Genomic DNA, 17,788 nt, shown 5'->3' with positions numbered 1-17,788 from the left:
GGCGTGGAAGCCAACCGCCCCTATCCAGCCATAGCCATGCGCCGCGAGGGCGCATGGCTGCTTGCACCGCCCCTACCGAACCCTCTGTAAGAAAAGGCTAAGCGTTGCAGTAGGATCATGGCGGCAGTCCGGCAAAGATCCTGCTGAACCTCATTCCAGGCCCGCTACCTCGGATGCCATTCAGCGGTCCCTTCTCACCCCGTTTGCGCAACGGCCATGACCGATACCGCCCGCCACTGGGATGACGTCTACCAGAGCAAAGCTTACGACACCGTAAGCTGGTTTCAGGCCTGCCCTGAAAGATCACTGTCGTTCATCGCCGATAGCCAGGTGCCGCGGGATGCACCCCTGATTGATGTGGGCGGTGGCGCATCTACATTGGTCGATCATTTGCTCGACCAGGGCTACACCGATGTGACGGTGCTGGATATTTCTCCGCACGGCATGGCGCAGGCACAGACACGCCTCGGGCCAGTGCGGGCCCGGCAGGTGCATTGGGTCACACAAGAAGTGACGCGCTTTCAACCGGATCGTACGTATGCGCTCTGGCATGATCGCGCCGTGCTGCATTTCCTTACAGAGGATGCAGCGCGCGCCGCCTACGTTGCTAGCGTGCGGCGCAGCGTAGCTCCCGGCGGCACGGTGATCGTTGCGGCCTTTGCGCAGGATGGACCTGCACGCTGCAGCGGGCTGGATGTCGTGCGCTATCAGGCCGATACGCTGTGCACACTATTTGGCCCCGATTTTGAACGCATGACTGAGGCACGCGAGCTGCACCTGACTCCATGGGGATCCGCTCAGTCTTTTACCTATTTGCGCCTGCGTCGGCGTGGCAAATGAGACGGAGAACGGGCTATGCCGATCGATCGTCGTGAATTCCTGAAATGGAGCGGATGGGCCACGGTAGCGGGAAGCGCTCCGACCTGGCTGCATGCGGCAGAGCCGTTGCAAACCCCTGCTCCGTCACTCCTGCCAGCGAAAGCCGATTACACCTTGCGCATTGCCCGCAGCCTGGTGGAACTGGCGCCCGATCATATCGTTTCCACCAGAACCTATAACGGCCAGTTTCCCGGGCCGCTGCTGCGGTTGAAGGAGGGACAACGCGTCGTGGTCGACGTCCATAACGACACCGAGGTGCCGGAACAACTGCACTGGCACGGACAATTCCTGCCGGTGGATGTGGACGGCGCCGCGGAAGAAGGCACGCCTTACATTCCCGCACATGGCATGCGCCGATTGTCGTTCGTACCGGGCCCCTCGGGCTTTCGCTTCTACCACACCCATGTCGTGGCGGGCAGCGATCTGACCCTGGGGCAGTACAGCGCCCTGGCTGGGCCGGTGTACATCGAGCCGCATCACGAACCGGGCCACTACGATCGCGAAGTGTTCCTGGTGCTGAAGGAATTCGATCCGTTCTTTAGCAATGGCGGTGACATGGCCATGGATTTCCTGCACCCCGGCGATCGCGACCACTCGCTGGAAGAACGCGGCGAATCCGCCATGAAAGCATCGCTGGCCACCGGCCATGCACACGGCTACGAAGTGGGTTATCAAGCGTTCGCCATCAATGGCCGCATGCTCGGCCACGGCGATCCGATCCGCGTGAAAGCCGGCGAGCGCGTGCTGTTTCATGTTTTGAACGCAAGCGCTACCGAGATTCGCAGCCTGGCGCTGCCCGGGCATACCTTCAAGGTGGTGGCGATGGATGGCAATGCCGTGCCGCAGCCAGCCGACGTACCGGTGCTTTGGATCGGCACGGCGGAACGCATCAGCGCCATCGTGGAAATGCATCATCCAGGCGTGTGGATCATGGGCGACCTGGATGATGACGATCGCGGCCACGGCATGGGCATCGTGGTCGAATACGCCGGCGCCCGCGGCGAGCCGCGGTGGATCGCACCCCCACCGTTCCAATGGGACTATCGGCGTTTTACCCAGCCGAATGCCAGGGTGGCGCAGCCGGATCAGATCTTCGACCTGACCTTCGCCAAGCAGAACGCGGCCGAACACGGCTTCAACCGCTGGACCATCAACGATGTCGCGTTCGATATGCAAGCCATGCGGCCGATGTTCCACTTACAGTACGGCAAGCGCTATCGCTTGCGCATGCACAATGCCAGCGACGATATCCATCCCATGCACTTGCATCGCCATACGTTCGAAATCACACGCATCGCTGGGCGGCCTACTGGCGGGCTGATGAAAGACGTGGCGATGCTGGGCGGCTATCAATCGATGGATATCGATTTCGTCGCCGACCAGCGCGGCCTCTCGCTCTTTCACTGCCACATGCAATTGCACATGGATTTCGGCTTCATGGCCTTGTTCGATTGCGCATGAGCGACGCCTCGTCTTCACGCCCTCCCGCGTCCGGCAGCGCCTGGGAGGTCGGCGCCGTATTTCTGAAACTCGGTCTTACCTCCTTCGGCGGACCGATCGCGCACCTGGGCTATTTCCGTCGCGAATGTGTCGAGCAACGGCACTGGTTGGACGAAGAACACTTCGGCCAGCTTGTTGCGCTATGTCAATTCCTGCCGGGGCCCGCGAGCAGCCAGCTCGGTTTTTCCATCGGCCTGCTGCGCGCGGGATGGCTGGGCGCGATCGCGGCCTTTCTCGCCTTTACCCTGCCTTCCGCATTGCTGTTGTTTGCGTTCGGAGCGTGGAGCGGACATCTGGCCGGCGCGCTGGGCCAAAGTGTGATTCACGGTTTGAAGCTGGTCGCGGTGGCCGTGGTGGCGCAAGGCGTGTTCGGCATGGCGCGCAGCCTGACACCGGATATGCCACGCGCGCTGATGGCCGCCATGGCAGCAGGACTGATCGCGGTAAGCGCAAGCTCGGCCATGCAGCTCGCGGTGGTTGCCGCCGGCGCATTGCTCGGCCTGTGGTGTTGCAGAAACGTCACAGCGCGACATGGCGAAACCTTCGCGCTCGCTTACGGGCGCTCCACCGGCATGGCGTTGCTGGGGACCTATGCATGGCTGCTTTTTGCCGCGCTGACACTGCCCCACTCTTGGCCGCTGATGGCGCGCATCGCTGCTGCGTTCTATCGCACGGGGGCACTGGTGTTCGGCGGCGGTCATGTGGTGTTACCACTGCTGAAACAAACCATCGTGGCGCCGGGCTGGATCGACAACGATACCTTCCTCACCGGTTACGGGGCTGCGCAGGCCGTGCCCGGGCCGATGTTCACCTTGTCCGCATTGCTTGGCGAGCACCTGCCGGATGGTTGCGGCGGCATCGCCGGCGCAACCATCAGCGTGCTGGCGATTTTCCTGCCCGGCATGCTGATGGTGTCCGGCTGCCTGCCGTTCTGGCGTGCGCTGGCATCGCGCGACAAGGCGGCGCGCATGCTGGCGGGCGTCAACGCAGTGGTGGTCGGCTTGCTTGCGGCAGCGCTCTACGATCCGGTCTGGGTCAGCGCCGTGCACGATGCCAAGGACTTTGCGATCGCGCTGCTCGCCTTCACTTTGCTGGTTGCCGCGCGCTGGTCGGCGCTGGCGATTGTCATCGGCTGCGTGGGCGTCTCGATGCTGCGCACAGCGTTGTCGATCTGATGCTGCCGTCGCGCATTTAACGGCAGACCAGCACCGGAATATCCGCGCAGCCCAGCACCTTGTTGGTCTCGCTGCCTAGCACCAGGCGATCCAGGCCGGTATGGCCGTGTGTTCCCATCACGATGAGATCACAGTCGTAGCGATGCGCAGCGCCGACGATTGCCGCGTAGGGACGCTGGTCGAAAGCATAGGATCCTTCGTAGGCCACAGCCGCATCCCTGGCCAGCACGTGGATCACCTCAAGATGACGTTGCGCGCGTGCAATCGCTTGGTTTTCGTAGTCGTCCGGTGCGTGCCGGATGACATCGACAAAATAGGAAACAGCCGCCAGCGGGGCCAGCACATGAAACGCATGCACGCGGGCACCCACTTGTCGCGCCAACGCCAGGCCGAGTCGCGCCGCTCTCACGGCTTGTTCCGATCCGTCGGTAGGCAGCAGGATATGGTTGAACATAGAGATCCTCGGCTGTCCGTACATCGCTTATTTGCGTGCGTCATAGATCAGGCTTGCGATCAGCGCCACCACACTGATGCCGCAGATCCAGTCAGCAATCGGCCAGATCGACTCGTAGTCCTTGACGATGCTTACCAGCGCACTCGCTACGGCCATCAGCAGCAGGCAGATGGACAGCGTCGAGAAGGCCGGCTCGGAGGATCGCTCTTTCATGGCCCGTCTCGCCGCGAGGCGCGATGCGCGTGCTCACGGCCGCGCAGTTGCCATGCATGGATGTCAAGGCAGGTCATCCGCACCGGCTGCATGGCGCGACACGGGTAAAACACATCGGCCACATCGAGCGAACGCGGCAAACTGAAACAGGCAAGCCATGCTTTGATGCGCGCGCGCAAGCCTGGTGCCCCTTGGATTGAGTCTGGAAACGTCCGGCGCTTCATGGCGAACCTCCCGCCGCAGATAGCCCGATCACAGCTTAGGCGGACAAGTGCAGGCGATCTTGATCACGATCAACTGAGCGCTGCAGCAAAAGCTACGTGACAAGCACGCGGCAAACGTCACGCATGTAGTTGACGGTAATCAATATCCCTGCAGGCACACGCCGCATCATGAGCATGTCCACACGCCCTGTGCGTGTGCCTTGCTGCAACGGAATATGCGTGAACACGCTGGAGTCTGCTCAATGTCCGCCACTGTCGCTCCGCGTGCGGAGCAGCCAGGCACCCGGCCTGGACCACTGTTCCAGCACTTGCTGTTGCCGATCGATGGATCGGATCTGTCGCTGAATGCCTTCACGACCGGACTGGAAATGGCGAAGGTGTTCGGCGCCAAGGTCACGGCCTTGCACGTCGTGCCGCCGTTCAATTCCCTCGCCTACATGACGGAATTGCTCGCCGCGGCCGAATTGCGCTACAGCCAGCAGGCGGTGCAAAGCGCATCGCGGTACCTCGACAAAGTAAAGGCCATGGCGAAAGAGGCCGATGTGGCGTGCGAATGCCGCTATTCGTTCGGCGAACGCCCCTATGAAGCGATCGTGGAAACCGCCAACGCGCAACACTGCGACCTGATTGTGATGGCAACCCACGGCTGGCATGGCATGAACAAGATGGTATTGGGCAGCGAGACGCAGAAGGTGCTCATCAAGAGTTGCGTACCCGTGCTTGTTTGCCGATAGCCTGTGCAGGATACCGTCATGTCCGCCGCGCAGGATCCGGAATCCCACGCAGAAAAACCTGCCGGCGGCGCATCCAGGCACCTGTGCAGGATGCTTTGGAACCGGCTGAAGGTGCATCCGCTTGCGCACATCGGCCCCGGCCTGATCACCGGCGTCGCCGACGACGATCCCAGCGGCATTGCTACCTATTCACAGGCCGGCGCGCAGTTCGGGCTCAACATGCTGTGGACGATGCCGCTGGCGTTTCCGCTGATGGCGGCCATCCAATCCATGTGCGCGCGCATCGGCCGCGTCACCGGCAAGGGACTTTCCGCCAACATCAAGGCTGCTTTTCCGCCTTATGTACTCAAAGGCGTGGTACTGCTCCTGCTGATCGCGAACATCCTGAACATTGCCGCTGACATTGCTGCCATGGGCGAGGCTGCGGAGCTGGTGACTGGCATCCACCGCGAAACCATGACGATCGTCTTTTCGATCACCACACTGATACTGCAAATCAGCGTGCCGTATCACCGCTATGTCTACTACCTGAAATGGCTGACTCTTTCACTGCTCGCCTATGCCGCAGTGCTGTTTACCGTGCATGTGCCGTGGAAAGAGGTAGCCTGGCGCACGCTGTGGCCGCGCTTCGTACCGAATGCCGAAGCGGCCACCGTCATCATCGGCGTGTTCGGCACCACGATCAGCCCGTATCTGTTCTTCTGGCAGGCCTCGGAAGAAGTGGAAGACATGCGCCTGGATCCGGCGGCAAAGCCGCTCGCTGGCGATCCCGCGCACGCAGGCGCGGAACTCCGGCGCATCCAATGGGACACCTGGAACGGCATGTTCTATTCGGACATCGCCGCGTATTGCATCATCCTTGCTACGGCCGTCACCTTGCATGTCGCGGGCATCACCTCTATCGCCACCGCTGCGCAGGCGGCCAGCGCCCTGCAACCTCTCGCGGGTGAATTTGCCAGCCTGCTGTTCGCGCTGGGCATTCTGGGCGTGGGCATGATCGGCGTGCCCGTGCTCGCCGGTTCCGCCGGTTATGCCCTGTGCGAAGCGATGAACTGGAAATGGGGCCTGGAACGCAAGGCGAAAGACGCGCGCGGGTTTTACGGCGTGATTGCCTTCAGCGTGCTGGCAGCGCTCGCCATTCAGTATTCACCGATCGAACCGATGAAGGCGCTGTTCTGGAGCGCCGTGATCAATGGCGTGGTTGCGGTACCGCTGATGGTGGTGATTATCCTGCTGGTGACGCGCCGATCCGTGATGGGCCCATTTACTGCGCCGCGCTTTATCGTGGTGCTTGGCTGGATCACCACGGCCGTGATGGGCGCAGCAGCGGTACGTATGCTGGCGGGCGGCTGACAGGATCGCTCCGGAGGGTTACGGAGCGATCCCAGGGTCACAGGATGGTGGTCAAAGCTGCAGCGAGCCACCGGCAAGATGATTGACTTCCGCCATGATGGCTGTCATCTGCGGACCCGACTTCAATGCATAGTTGCCGTTGGTGTAGCCCCACCAATCCCAGCATCCGTACGGGTTGTACGGTACGGTCGCATTGATCGTCTGCGGATAGAGCACGATGATGTTGTTGGTATCCGCCCATTCGTTGATGCCTGCGTATTGCACGAAGGTGGTGCCGATCGTTTCCTGGTTCTGCGAGCAACCGTGCAAGGCCACCACCAACCGGCATGCCTGACCTTGCGCGCAACTCTGCGGCACAAACACCCAACCGGTGCTGTCCATCGAGATCGCCGCACAATTGCTGTTCGGGCAGAATGCGTTCTGGTTGAACTGGATGAAGCTGCCACCAAGCTGCCCGTTGTTGCGGGCATTGAGCGTGCCGTAGAACATCGTCAGGAAGGTCTGTTCCGCGTCGAAGCCGCAGTTGTTCATAAAGGGGGCCGAGAGATACGAACATGCCACGGCAGAATCGGGCGTGATCCATGCATGCTCTGCAGGCGTGGTTTTGTTGTAGTCGATGTTGGCGGTCGATGTGAAGCTGCGGTAGTACTGGTACAGATCGGTCATCGTCGCTTGATAGTTCACCGTGTCCAGCGTGCCGCTGAACATGTAGATCGGCTTATTGGCGATATTGCTGGTGGGATCGATCGCACCCCTCGACGCCTCCTGATTGGTATAGCTCACCAATGAGGAAACCGGCACGTTGATGCCGGTTGCGCAGGCGCTTCCCCAATACGCTTCATCATCCTGCGCACAGTAATACGTGCCACCGGCCATGACGGCCGTACCGTAGATGGCCTTCGAATAAGCCACTTGCAATTGGACGGCCATATAGCCGCCGGAGGAAATACCCGCAACCGTCACGCCACTCGGCGTGATGTTGTAAGCACCGAGTGTGGAAGCAGCCCACGCCGCCGATGACAAGGCAAGCGAGAGGCATAGCAACAGCATCTGGGGCAGTAACCTGGCGAATCTGGACCACATGGCAGTGTTCTCCTGGTCGAATACACGTGGGAAAAGGCCGCGGCAGATCGAACGCGGCCAACGTCGTGCGCGCAGACGGACGCGTTCGGCGCGTTGACGCCGACCGTCATGCGAAACACGTACACCGGGTGTTGCGACGCTTAAGAGAGCACTGCTGCACGCTCAGATGAATTGGACCAAGGGGCAATACGGACCAAAACCGAAGGCGGGCTGTCGCTTCGATGTCTCGCTTGCCCCGGTTTCTTCGGCCAGTTCACTGGCGTGCTCATCAATGCCCGGAGCTGTTGGTGACCGGATAATGGCGGTGGCTGGTTTGCCGCGAAACGGCCGTACCGGTAGTGCCCGTGGACTGTGCAAGCGCCTGCGTGGGCGATAGGCAAACGCACCAAAAAAAGAGGACGCCCCACGCGTCCTCTTGAATGATTCCCTTGCGAAGTGTCCTCGGCTTGCTTCCCATTTGCCGCGGACTATCACTCGGCGCGACCGTTCTCAGTGGTCGTGCTTGCGCATCTCGTGTTCATGCTTACGTGCTTCGTCATTGGCCTTGCCAACTTCTTTCTGTACTTTCCCGGCATTCTTTTCGATGTTGCCGGCCAGTTCCCGCGCGTGGTTGCCGGTTACCTTGCCGGCGGCTTCTTTCAAGCCACCTTTGACTTCATGCTTCGTGCCTTCGGTGCGGTTCTTGTCCATGACATTCTCCTGACTCATCGTTGGTGGGAGTCATCATGATCATGTCGACCACAGCATGCGGTGCATTTGGTGTGAAAGCTGCCGCGATATTGCTGAGCACGATATGAAACTTCCGTTCGTCGACTGCACGCCGCGCATCGAGAGAACAAGCAGGCAACCGCATTGCTGCGCGATGCATCGATGCATGCGCTTGCATGTCAGATCGTGTGGAGGCCGATCAACACGGCAGCCACTAATCCGCACGCACCAATAACCATGCGTAGCGGCTTCGCGGGTATGCGCCGCGCCAGCGCCACGCCGATGGGGCCACCCAGCAGGCCGCTGACCGTCAGGACCAGGGCCGCTGGCCAGGACACGGGTGCTACAAAACAAAACAGCACGCCTGCGCAGCCATTCGACAAGCCTTGCAGGACCGATTTCATTCCATCCACTTGATGAGTGCTGCGATCGGCAAACCACATGCTCAGTACCGCGAAGAACAACAGCCCGATCCCACTGCCGAAGTAGCCGCCATACAGCGCGATCAGAAAAAGCAGCAGCTGGAAACCCAGGCCACGCGAAGGATGGCCGGCGTTGCCGCGGCGCCCTTGGATACGCCGCACCCAGCCCGGTTGCAGCAAGGTCAGGATCGAACCGATGGCCACTAAGACTGGCGCGATCACATCGAAGCTTCGGCTCGGCAATGCCAGCAGAAGCAGGCCACCCGCCACCGAACCCACGGCCGTGGACAGCACCATGCGCCCTACGGTCGACCACTGGCCGCGCAGTTCTTCGCGAAACGCGACCGTGGCGGAGACGTTGCCGGCAACCACGCCTACGCAATTGGTGACATTAGCCGCAAGCGGGTTGAAGCCGAAGGCGATCAAGGCGGGAAACGTGATCAGCGAACCCGCTCCGGCAATGGCATTGATGGCGCCTACCGCCACGCCGATCACGCCGAGCCATACGAGTTGAAGAAGGCTTAGATGAGGCATGCACGAAGTCTCGCTGAAAGGTCTGCACGGTCGCGTGGACGCGCGCGCTTATCCCACACTGTCGATCCTGTTGGAGGTGAAGCCCCGCCTCACCAGGCGATAGGTATCCCGGCCCGCCTCCTTGGCGGTATAGAGTGCGTCGTCGGCGAATTTCATCGCCGCGTCCGGGGAGGTTTCACCTTTGCAAAGTACGGCGCCGATGCTCATTTTTACATTCACTCGCACATCGCCCACGGTAACCGTCATGTGCAACCTTTCCCATAACGAGTGCACGAATGCCTCTGCTGTGTTCTCGACGCCGGCGTTATGGCATAGCACGACGAACTCATCGCCTCCGATGCGCGCCACCACTTCGCCTTCGCGTACCAGCTTTTGCAGGCAGTGTCCTACTTCCGCCAGCACCGCATCGCCGATGGCATGGCCGTAGGTGTCGTTGATCGACTTGAAATGGTCGATGTCCACCAGCGCCAGCAGAACAGGCGCCCTGCTCCGGCTGGCGTGTTGCAGCACGACGGCGATCCGTTCGCTGAAATAGCGCCGGTTGGCCAGCCCGGTGAGCGCATCCTGATGCGCCAGGCGAAGCAGTTCGCGCTCCACATGCTTGATGTGGGTGATTTCAGTGGTCAGCGCATAAACGCCGCGCAGGTTGCCGGCCGGGTCCTTGTCCGGCACGTAATGGGTCTGGAAATAAAGCAATTTCCCGCGATAGGTAGCCTCGTATTCAAAGATCACCGACTCGCCCGCATAAGCGCGCTGCAGGTAATGCTTCAGGCGCTCGTAAAGAAAATCGCCACGCACGTCGCGAACAGTCCTGCCGATGATCTGGGCGGCTGTTTCCCCTGACACCTGTTCGACGAAGCGATTGACATAGGTATAGCGCTCGGACATGTCCAGGCGGGCGATCACCGCCGGGATGTTATCCGTGATGGTGCGCAACTGCGCCTGGCTTTCGAGCAGTTCCTGCTCGATCTTTACACGCGCGGTGACGTCGCGGCCTGTATAGACGATGTCCGCACCTCCCTCGCTATCGGTCACCAGCCGGGCAAATGCTTCGATCCAGAGATAGTGGCCGTCTTTGTGCCTGAGCCGGTAGGTCGCGGTGGTCGAGCCCCCATCACGGCGCAACGTCGCCACCACCGCAGCAATGCGTTCACGGTCATCCGGATGGATGAGATCGGGCCGTGGCCGCATGAAGTCCTCGACATCCCAGCCCAGCCGCTCCTTGATCGACGGCGATACATATTGGCGGTCGCCGTTGGGACAGATGCGCATCACCAGGTCGCCGCTATGATCCGCCAGCGTGCGATAGCGACGCTCGCTATCCTGGATACGCGCCTGCAGACGATCCTGTTCCGTCAGCGCCAGCGCCACCGGAAGCACGACCAGATAAGACGCGCCGATGAACATCTGCGCCATCACCACGCGAAAGGCCGGGGTAATGCCCGCGACCAGGTTGAACGGGCCGATGCCGAAGGCCACCGCCAGGGTCACCACCACGGCGACGACGATCATGCCGACCGCCATGCCGACCAGGCGATGGCGAAACACCAGCAGCAACAATGGCGGATAGACCAGAAAGGCCATCGGCACGCGCGGCTCCATGAATACCGCAACGGTCATCGCTGCGAGCAGCACCAGATCCCGTACCAGCGCCCAAGCCTTGCCCGGTTGGGAAACACGAAATCCCTTGACCATGGCGATCAGCGAGCTGCTTCCCGCGATCATCATGCCGACGAAATGGGCGCGGAAGAACGTGTTGAAGCTGACCCAATACGCCGCATCCGACCACATCCGTTGAATCGACATGGCTGCCAGTGCGTAGAGACCACTGGCGATCAGCGCGCTGACCAATCCGATCCGGGCCAGATCCCGAAAAGGCGTTTCCGTGCTGATTACCGGAAAACGACGACGAATGGCGGCACTGACGATAAGCGTCTCCGCAGCATTACATGCCCCCAACAACGCTGAAGAAAGCAGCGCGCCGCCGAGCGCGGCCCGCGCACCCAGAAAGCCCAGGAAAACCGCGAGCAGCAGCGGCCATGCCTGCGCCAGCGGCTTGCGCACCAGCCAGCCGAGAACCGCCCCGTTAGCCAGCCACAAGGCAACGGGGGCATGGCTCCTATGCGCCAGTACCAGAGTGCAGAACGACAGCCCGCCTCCCAGCACGAACACGCCCAGGAACGGCCATACGATGTCTGCGGCACGCCGCCCGACGTTCATGAGATTTGTAGTCCAGATAATGGCGGGCGTACCCCTTATCCGGCGGCAAGCAAGACTCCTGCCAGACTGCCGTCCCAGCTGTCGTAGCCCTTTCTCGCGCTACGGCCTGCCGAAAACCGGCATGCCCTGCTCCGCTTATGGCACCCGCTTAAGGGCAGCATAGCGGCGGCGGCGCCACAGCGTGCAAAGGGACGTGCATGGGCTTCGTTTGCCCGATCGCGCGAACGGCCTTTATCCGGCTTGTCACGATTCAAATTTTTTCTGATGCGCGCGAATCTTTCTGTTCCCTATGCGAATCGCTTGAAAGCAAGCGCTGCACGCAGCGGTTGCAGATCGCATGCCGGCAGGCGAGAGAGGGCAAAACCGGTCCGCGATGTATTTAAAACAGTGGGGCATTCCATGCACGGCGCGTGTACAACGCAGGCCTTACAAAAGAACAGTTCATCCACCTCAACGCAAAATGAAAATGAAGGCATTCCTTAGCAAACCATCCAGCATGGCGTTGCGTGACGGTCTTGCTGAAGTAGCAGTAGTCGCATATCGCTTCCATAGGGTTCCACTTAGGCTTCGCTTGCTACCGGTTGCGTAGCGCGATCATTCACACACTACGAGAGAAAACCTTATGTCCTACAAAACACGTCTTATCCGCCATGCGGCGTTGGTCGGTGCCCTATCACTCTGCACTGCTGCAACAGCCTTCGGCCAGACAGCAAGCACGACAAGTTCGCTATGGCAGAACGCCACCGATGTCAGCACTAACTCCAATTGGCTTGTTTATGCCGTGGTGCTCAACGGCATCAAGTACATCCAGATCAAGGACCAGGCCGGCACCGTGCATGCATTGATCGGCGTGATCAACGGCACGCCATTCGTCACGCCGATGGGTGTGGATGCATTGAATGTTTCGACGCCAACATCATCCGCCGCATCGACTGCCAACGATGCGGGCACGACGCAGACTGTCTACAGCGATGGCACGACGACCGTGGCCGAGACACCACAGAGTGACGGAACAACAAGGTTCACGGTTCAGTCGGCGGATAGTTGTCCCACCCCTGGATGTGGCGGCAACGGAGGCCCCTAATCAGCCCAATGCCACGGATCGCTTATTTCACCCATAGCCGAACAGGAGGGGCGCGGCGCGACGCCGGCTCCTCCGCTCGGGGGACATCATGCAGCAATAGTGTGATTTGAAGTTTGCTGGCAAACGTACGCAGGTGCAGCTGTCCATTAAAGATGCTCACCTGCGTTTGCATATCCGGAATATCCAGCATGCTTGCGCCCAGCTTGGGGGCGATGCGTTTGCGCTGCTCCGAGTAATAGATCGCACCGGCGACACCACTGTCCTCCAGGGACCCGGTGACGCGGAGCACGATCCAGCGCCGGCCATGCGTTTCACCGCCGCGCAGCACCAGGCTCACGCTAGTGCAGGCCAACCGGGATGTGATGTAGGCCACCGCTTCGCAAGCGCTTCGATAAGACGTGCTCAACACGGCGGGTGCAAACCGGGTAAACCCGCGCCCGGTGATCACGCAACGGTAGGCAATGCCAGCTTCATCCAGGGCACGCGCGACGGTTTCATGCAGCGCTGCCGGCAAGCCACGTTCCCGCCACGCCACCGGGTGCATGCTTTCGGCCAGGCTATATAGCTGGTTCTGCATGTTGGTTGCTTGCTTGTAGAAAGCATGGCTTTCGATATTCGGCACGATGCGGCGCATGTGCTCCAGCAAACGTCCCTGGGTGATGTACGAGGTTCCTGCAAGATACTCAAGCGCCTGGGAAGCCTGACGCATACGCTGCTCACTGAGCTGAAGGCTCTTTCTTGCGATGCGCCGCACGTTGCTTGCGCCACGCCGCTCTTGTTCTTCCTTCATCAGTTGAGTACTGATGCGTGCCCCAAGGATAAACAAGGCAGTTACGGTGATGACTAGAAACATCATCATCGCCATGACGGTGCTGAAGAAGTTCCATTCAGGAATATCTTCAATTGGGATAGGGAGGGAAACGCAGGCGATAACCACGGGCGCGCTTACTGCAACGGCACGCCATCCATGTTGCAGCGTCAGCCATGCCAGGGGCATGACCATGGCGATGATCGGTATCAAGCTGATCTGCCGGTGCTGGTCGGCCGTCTGGCTAAGCCATGCCAGGAGCGCCAGCGTTGGAATGAGAAAGAGCAGCATGTGAAGCGACAAGCGGCTGGTGAGTATCGCGCGTGCCTGTTCACGCCAATGGCCAGGTCGATAATCAAGCCACGCCATTAATACCCATGGCACAACAGAAAGTATGGCCAGATAAGGGCCAAAGAAATAACCAGGCAACCACGAGAGAATAGAAAGAGGGCCTTTTACTGTGTTTGCAAAGGAAACAGCCAGCCAGCTATAGGTCATGTTTCCCAGAGACACCAGCACGATGCACAGAAGCAACGCCTTGATGTCTACCACGCGCTCCGGCTTGTAGAGGATCGGCGGCATCTTGCGGCGGCACCACCAGACGATGGGCATCACCACCGTAAAGGGCGGGATGCACCGGGCAATGACGAACGCAAGGCCAAGGTTGTCGCACGGAAGAATTTCATAGGCGTTCGACAGCCCTTCACCTATATAGAGCGCCGGCCAGAACCGGTAGGGCATCAGCAGCAGGCATGCGAGACGTATGCCGGCATGAATGGGCCAATGCGCCGTGGAAAATGGATGTATCGCGAGATACAGAAGCGCATAGCCGCCAGCCACGCCCAGCTGCAGCAACCATTCGTGCTTCCACCAACGGCTCCCCATCACCATCCCCTGCCAAAGACCCACATGTATGTTTCGTAAGCGGGTTGTTTGAACCCGCCGGTTATGCAGAAGCATAAAACAAGCACCCCGTGAAGGTTGCGTGATTCTGGGGGAAACAGGGCTGCTTGGGTCACATTGTGACCGTTCCGCGACGTTTTGAGATTATTCCACGGTGTGACATGGTCGAAGGAGAGGCTGAGAATCGTGAAGGAAGCTCTTGCTCAAGACTGACGTGGATCGGACTAGCCACCGGCACCAGCTCTTCGCCTGCGTTGGCTACAGGCGTCCGGATCCGATCTCGCCTGCCATCGCTTTGCCCATCGAACGGCTTTCGGAAGTCATCGTGAATGCTGAAAGCGGCCGACTGCGGCGAGCAAGGGTTGGACTTCGTGCGCCTCGATAGGGATTCCCTCGGCATCGAACTATGCTTTCACGCGCCGTACGTCATCTGGCTCGCATCTGCCTCACTGCGGCGACGCTGACACGGCTTGCTCTTTATCGGAGACGAGAACATGCGCGCCAAGAAGACCCTGAGATGGCTGCCCTTTGCACTGCTGTGGCTGCTGGCGATGGTGCCTCGAACGGGTTGGTCGCAAAGTTTCGATTGTCGCCAGGCCGAAAGCGATACCGAGTGGGCCATCTGCTCAACGCCCGAGTTGGCTGCCCTCGATGACAAGGTGGCCGCCATGTATCGCGCCTTATCCGGACCGGAGGCGAAATCGCCCGCGCTGAAGCAACAGGCCGAGCAGATGCAGCAAGCGTGGCTGCATGGCCGGCGCGATGTATGCGGCGGAAACGTCGATTGCTTGATGAAGGCGTACCAGGAGATGTCGGACGCGCTGTCATCCCTGCCATTCGACAACGCGGCTATCGCAGCGGCAGAAAAAGCGAGCATGGTTCCGCGGTGCGGCGATCCGGCTGACCCCATGCAGACTTCCGCCATGGAGGCCGGTTTCGCGAAGGTGGTTTGCGGCGATCCCCACCTGCTCGATGCTGTTCGCCAGATCGAAGCCCAGTCGCGCCAGCTGCAACCACGGCTGAGGCCAGCGTGGCGAGTGGCGTTCGACACGCAGGAAGCGGCATTTCCGCAAACAGCATCCCAATGCCCGCAAGCCAAGGAGAAGCTGGGTCCATGCATCGCGCAGGCAATCGCGCAACGGTTGCAGGATGTAACGGATTTCGCCACCCACCTCGACCGGCGCTTACCCGATTGCAAGCCGTCGGAGCTATCGCTCAAGCGCGGCGAGGTGGGCGACGGCGGCATGTCGCAGGTTCTCAACACCTATCTGATCGCATACAAAGGCTCGACGGCATGCCGCGTTCGCGGTTTCCCCACGATCCAGGTCGACAACGCGAAAGGCAAACCCCAACCAACCGCTGCGGCGTACTCCGGACGAACCTATTTCACCGACTTGCGGGGAGCACCGCTGCCGGTGACGCTTTCGCCGAAAAACAACACGGCCTGGTTCGGCCTTCACACGGCTACGGCTTGCGATCCGCCTTACGGCCTGACCGTGAAGGTGGCCTTGCCGCTATCGAGAACATGGCTGGAAACCCTCCCTTTTCCCCATGCCAGTTGTCCCGTAACGGTGACACCCATCAGCATGATCTCGACACTCCTGTCTTCGGTGCACTGAGCCCGCCACGCACATAGCGTGAGCAAGCCTTAGTGAAAATTGACGTAGACCGGGTTGCCCACCAGCACCAGCCCACCGCCTGCGGTGCGCACGTTGGCGCGAATCCAATGGCGCTGGCCGTCGCTTTGCCAATCGAACGACTGACGTTGCGAGCCGCCGTGAAGGGTGAGATCCACCGGCGGCTGCCAGGCTTTGCCATCGACCAGTATCTCAATGCGATCCCCCGCCGTGGCGGTGGCCGTCACGCTGAAGTGCAAGGTGCTACCGGCCGCCGCCGTGATCGCATCCCCCATGTCGGCGGTCTGCTTGCCTGCCACCGCAGTGAGATCGAGGAAGCGGTCGCGGGTACCCTGCACATCGACAAATACGTGCCCAGCCCGGATGCCGGCCAGAATGGCCGGAATCGAAAGTTCTTCCGCATGCACGACCGTCGTGGGCGTACCGATCAGGGGAGCGCCCGGCTGCGTGGGGGATTGATCGGCGTGATGGTTATCGCTGCCGCCCACGGCAGTAAGACGGTAACCCTGATCGAGCAAGTGCTGCCAGAACGGAATGCCCGAATACGGCGTCATCGCATCCATGCCGTTGACGACTTCGATTCCCTGGACCAGATGCATGTCTACCGGCTGTTTGGGCGCCCAGCCGCAGCCCATGCACCTTTCATCGTCGGGCCGGATCGGGTGATTGATGGAAATCAATCCATGCAGCTTGGCGACGTTGCGCAGCAGCGTGTTCCAGTCCGGCACCGTGGCGCTGCCGACCCGGAAATCCACCGGCGCGAAGGTGCCGAACAGGTTGGCGTGTCCGGTGAAGGTGGTGATCTCGCGCGCCGGTATCAGCAACAGACGATCGAAGTAAGGCTGCAGTTCCCGCATATCGTTGGCTTGCGACACCGTGTTGTGGTCGCTCAGCGCAATGAAATCCAAACCGCGATGCACCGCATCCTCGACGGTGAAAAACAACGGACAAGGTACGTGCTGCGTACCGCTCTGGCTGGCGCAGCTACCATCGCTATGCGCACCATGCATGTGCAGGTCGCCGCGATACCAGCCCGCTTCGCGCCGCAGCGGCGGATTCAATACTCCGGGCAACCATGCCGGATCGTCCGGGTGATCGAACCAGATCTTCGCCGTGTAATCGGAGGTGACGTGAGGCCGGATATTGGGAACGCCCAGCAGCAGCGTCCAGCGCCCCGGACGAATCGGGCCGGGCAGGTACGACGGTGTGGCATCGGTCTGGCTGACAGTGAAGATCTTCTTGCTGCCGCCGCTCCAGCCGCGAAACCCATCTTGCCCGTGGAAGCCATCCGGTCCGAGCAAGCCGAGATCGATCGTAGTGCGCTGCTGCTCGTGCCCGGTGTACTCGAATTGCACGGTGATGCGGCTCACCCCGGCAGGCACCGTAAACGGCACGGGCCGATAGGTATGGTTGTCGCTGCCGTGGATTTCGCCTTTGAGGATGAGATCGGGGGCTTGCTCATTCGCATGCGCGCCAAAGGCGGCGCTCAGCCATAAAACCAGCAAGGCACATACAGGGAAAAGGTGACGGGATGGCAATGTTTTCATGGTCTTGATCACGTTGTGCCGCGTTGAGCGTGCATGCTCTCCGCGGAAATTATTTGAGTGCACCCGATCCCTGCCATGCGCTTGCGACTCTCTTCCTTGCACGCAGAAGTGCGAGTCCTTACCCGCGATAGGGATGTCCACGGTGAATCGACACTCATCGAATCGCTATCCATCCCATGCTTCATGGATATGTCGTGCGCGACACGCAATGCGGAGTTTTGCGTGCCACGCACGGCATATTCAAACTTGTGCTCTTGCGGCATGGGTGTCTGCCTAAGTTCACGCTGGGCAAGTATCCACGTTTCGGGCA

15 protein-coding genes are annotated in these 17,788 nt (G+C 60.5%); 7 read left to right on the top strand and 8 right to left on the bottom strand.

The features are described from left to right. Positions 1 to 216 precede the first annotated feature (216 nt). From AC4HNJ_RS17110 to chrA, 3 genes are read left to right on the top strand one after another with little or no spacing between them, the layout of a single operon-like run. Positions 217 to 840, top strand: a complete 624-nt coding sequence (locus AC4HNJ_RS17110; RefSeq protein WP_490480812.1) for a class I SAM-dependent methyltransferase — start codon at positions 217 to 219, stop codon at positions 838 to 840. A gap of 15 nt (positions 841 to 855) precedes the next feature. Further along, entirely contained in the window at positions 856 to 2,340 is a 1,485-nt protein-coding gene (locus tag AC4HNJ_RS17105; RefSeq protein ID WP_490480811.1) for a multicopper oxidase family protein, read from the top strand. Then, on the top strand, positions 2,337 to 3,554 hold the full coding sequence (gene chrA / locus AC4HNJ_RS17100; protein WP_490480810.1) for a chromate efflux transporter: 1,218 nt from the start codon (positions 2,337 to 2,339) through the stop codon (positions 3,552 to 3,554). Before AC4HNJ_RS17105 ends, chrA begins: the two co-directional genes overlap by 4 nt. A gap of 16 nt (positions 3,555 to 3,570) precedes the next feature. On the opposite strand, the gene AC4HNJ_RS17095 is transcribed toward chrA, so the two are convergent. Together AC4HNJ_RS17095 and AC4HNJ_RS17090 are read right to left on the bottom strand one after the other, a co-directional pair. Next, complete coding sequence (locus tag AC4HNJ_RS17095; protein ID WP_490480809.1) at positions 3,571 to 4,008, bottom strand: universal stress protein; 438 nt, start codon at positions 4,006 to 4,008, stop codon at positions 3,571 to 3,573. Between the two features lie 27 nt (positions 4,009 to 4,035). Further along, on the bottom strand, positions 4,036 to 4,221 hold the full coding sequence (locus tag AC4HNJ_RS17090) for a hypothetical protein (RefSeq protein WP_490480808.1): 186 nt from the start codon (positions 4,219 to 4,221) through the stop codon (positions 4,036 to 4,038). 466 nt (positions 4,222 to 4,687) lie between these two features. On the opposite strand from AC4HNJ_RS17090, the gene AC4HNJ_RS17085 reads away from it, so the two are divergent. Then, positions 4,688 to 5,179 (top strand): universal stress protein, encoded by a 492-nt coding sequence (locus AC4HNJ_RS17085; RefSeq protein WP_490480807.1) that lies wholly within the window; start codon positions 4,688 to 4,690, stop codon positions 5,177 to 5,179. 18 nt (positions 5,180 to 5,197) lie between these two features. Further along, positions 5,198 to 6,532: an NRAMP family divalent metal transporter gene (locus AC4HNJ_RS17080; RefSeq protein ID WP_490480806.1), complete on the top strand. Its 1,335-nt coding sequence runs from the start codon at positions 5,198 to 5,200 to the stop codon at positions 6,530 to 6,532. A gap of 51 nt (positions 6,533 to 6,583) precedes the next feature. Here the strand turns inward: AC4HNJ_RS17080 and AC4HNJ_RS17075 are convergent, their stop codons facing one another. The 4 genes from AC4HNJ_RS17075 to AC4HNJ_RS17060 all read right to left on the bottom strand — a co-directional run bounded on the left by AC4HNJ_RS17075 (position 6,584) and on the right by AC4HNJ_RS17060 (position 11,499). Further along, positions 6,584 to 7,615 carry an extracellular catalytic domain type 2 short-chain-length polyhydroxyalkanoate depolymerase gene (locus AC4HNJ_RS17075; RefSeq protein ID WP_490480805.1) on the bottom strand — a complete coding sequence of 344 codons (1,032 nt, stop codon included), beginning with the start codon at positions 7,613 to 7,615 and terminating at the stop codon, positions 6,584 to 6,586. Positions 7,616 to 8,104: 489 nt separating this feature from the next. After that, on the bottom strand, positions 8,105 to 8,305 hold the full coding sequence (locus AC4HNJ_RS17070; protein ID WP_490480804.1) for a CsbD family protein: 201 nt from the start codon (positions 8,303 to 8,305) through the stop codon (positions 8,105 to 8,107). A 197-nt stretch (positions 8,306 to 8,502) separates the two neighbouring features. Continuing rightward, the gene (locus AC4HNJ_RS17065; RefSeq protein ID WP_490480803.1) at positions 8,503 to 9,279 is read right to left on the bottom strand and encodes a sulfite exporter TauE/SafE family protein; all 777 of its coding nucleotides are present in this window, start codon (positions 9,277 to 9,279) and stop codon (positions 8,503 to 8,505) included. Between the two features lie 48 nt (positions 9,280 to 9,327). Further along, positions 9,328 to 11,499, bottom strand: a complete 2,172-nt coding sequence (locus tag AC4HNJ_RS17060; RefSeq protein WP_490480802.1) for a diguanylate cyclase domain-containing protein — start codon at positions 11,497 to 11,499, stop codon at positions 9,328 to 9,330. Positions 11,500 to 12,121: 622 nt separating this feature from the next. Here AC4HNJ_RS17060 and AC4HNJ_RS17055 point away from each other — a divergent pair. Next, a complete protein-coding gene (locus tag AC4HNJ_RS17055) occupies positions 12,122 to 12,583 on the top strand; it encodes a hypothetical protein (RefSeq protein ID WP_490480801.1) in 462 nt (153 codons plus the stop codon). 22 nt (positions 12,584 to 12,605) lie between these two features. On the opposite strand, the gene AC4HNJ_RS17050 is transcribed toward AC4HNJ_RS17055, so the two are convergent. Continuing rightward, positions 12,606 to 14,276, bottom strand: a complete 1,671-nt coding sequence (locus AC4HNJ_RS17050) for an MASE1 domain-containing protein (RefSeq protein WP_490480800.1) — start codon at positions 14,274 to 14,276, stop codon at positions 12,606 to 12,608. 512 nt (positions 14,277 to 14,788) lie between these two features. Between AC4HNJ_RS17050 and AC4HNJ_RS17045 the strand changes: the two genes are divergently transcribed. Beyond that, positions 14,789 to 15,913, top strand: a complete 1,125-nt coding sequence (locus tag AC4HNJ_RS17045; RefSeq protein WP_490480799.1) for a DUF4232 domain-containing protein — start codon at positions 14,789 to 14,791, stop codon at positions 15,911 to 15,913. Positions 15,914 to 15,942: 29 nt separating this feature from the next. Here AC4HNJ_RS17045 and AC4HNJ_RS17040 read toward each other — a convergent pair whose 3' ends face one another. Next, positions 15,943 to 17,478: a CehA/McbA family metallohydrolase gene (locus tag AC4HNJ_RS17040; RefSeq protein ID WP_490480798.1), complete on the bottom strand. Its 1,536-nt coding sequence runs from the start codon at positions 17,476 to 17,478 to the stop codon at positions 15,943 to 15,945. Positions 17,479 to 17,788 lie beyond the last annotated feature (310 nt).

This window comes from Dyella sp. SYSU CM1112 (assembly GCF_058216415.1).
The sequence above is the reverse complement of the archived record's forward strand: the minus strand, read 5'-3'. Positions and strand labels throughout refer to the sequence as shown.

Excerpts from the sequence above, each read along its gene's own strand:
- AC4HNJ_RS17110 (WP_490480812.1), top strand. The coding sequence starts at position 217 with ATGACCGATACCGCCCGCCACTGGGATGACGTCTACCAGAGCAAAGCT.
- AC4HNJ_RS17105 (WP_490480811.1), top strand. The coding sequence starts at position 856 with ATGCCGATCGATCGTCGTGAATTCCTGAAATGGAGCGGATGGGCCACG.
- chrA (WP_490480810.1), top strand. The coding sequence starts at position 2,337 with ATGAGCGACGCCTCGTCTTCACGCCCTCCCGCGTCCGGCAGCGCCTGG.
- AC4HNJ_RS17095 (WP_490480809.1), bottom strand. The coding sequence starts at position 4,008 with ATGTTCAACCATATCCTGCTGCCTACCGACGGATCGGAACAAGCCGTG.
- AC4HNJ_RS17090 (WP_490480808.1), bottom strand. The coding sequence starts at position 4,221 with ATGAAAGAGCGATCCTCCGAGCCGGCCTTCTCGACGCTGTCCATCTGC.
- AC4HNJ_RS17085 (WP_490480807.1), top strand. The coding sequence starts at position 4,688 with ATGTCCGCCACTGTCGCTCCGCGTGCGGAGCAGCCAGGCACCCGGCCT.
- AC4HNJ_RS17080 (WP_490480806.1), top strand. The coding sequence starts at position 5,198 with ATGTCCGCCGCGCAGGATCCGGAATCCCACGCAGAAAAACCTGCCGGC.
- AC4HNJ_RS17075 (WP_490480805.1), bottom strand. The coding sequence starts at position 7,615 with ATGTGGTCCAGATTCGCCAGGTTACTGCCCCAGATGCTGTTGCTATGC.
- AC4HNJ_RS17070 (WP_490480804.1), bottom strand. The coding sequence starts at position 8,305 with ATGGACAAGAACCGCACCGAAGGCACGAAGCATGAAGTCAAAGGTGGC.
- AC4HNJ_RS17065 (WP_490480803.1), bottom strand. The coding sequence starts at position 9,279 with ATGCCTCATCTAAGCCTTCTTCAACTCGTATGGCTCGGCGTGATCGGC.
- AC4HNJ_RS17060 (WP_490480802.1), bottom strand. The coding sequence starts at position 11,499 with ATGAACGTCGGGCGGCGTGCCGCAGACATCGTATGGCCGTTCCTGGGC.
- AC4HNJ_RS17055 (WP_490480801.1), top strand. The coding sequence starts at position 12,122 with ATGTCCTACAAAACACGTCTTATCCGCCATGCGGCGTTGGTCGGTGCC.
- AC4HNJ_RS17050 (WP_490480800.1), bottom strand. The coding sequence starts at position 14,276 with ATGGGGAGCCGTTGGTGGAAGCACGAATGGTTGCTGCAGCTGGGCGTG.
- AC4HNJ_RS17045 (WP_490480799.1), top strand. The coding sequence starts at position 14,789 with ATGCGCGCCAAGAAGACCCTGAGATGGCTGCCCTTTGCACTGCTGTGG.
- AC4HNJ_RS17040 (WP_490480798.1), bottom strand. The coding sequence starts at position 17,478 with ATGAAAACATTGCCATCCCGTCACCTTTTCCCTGTATGTGCCTTGCTG.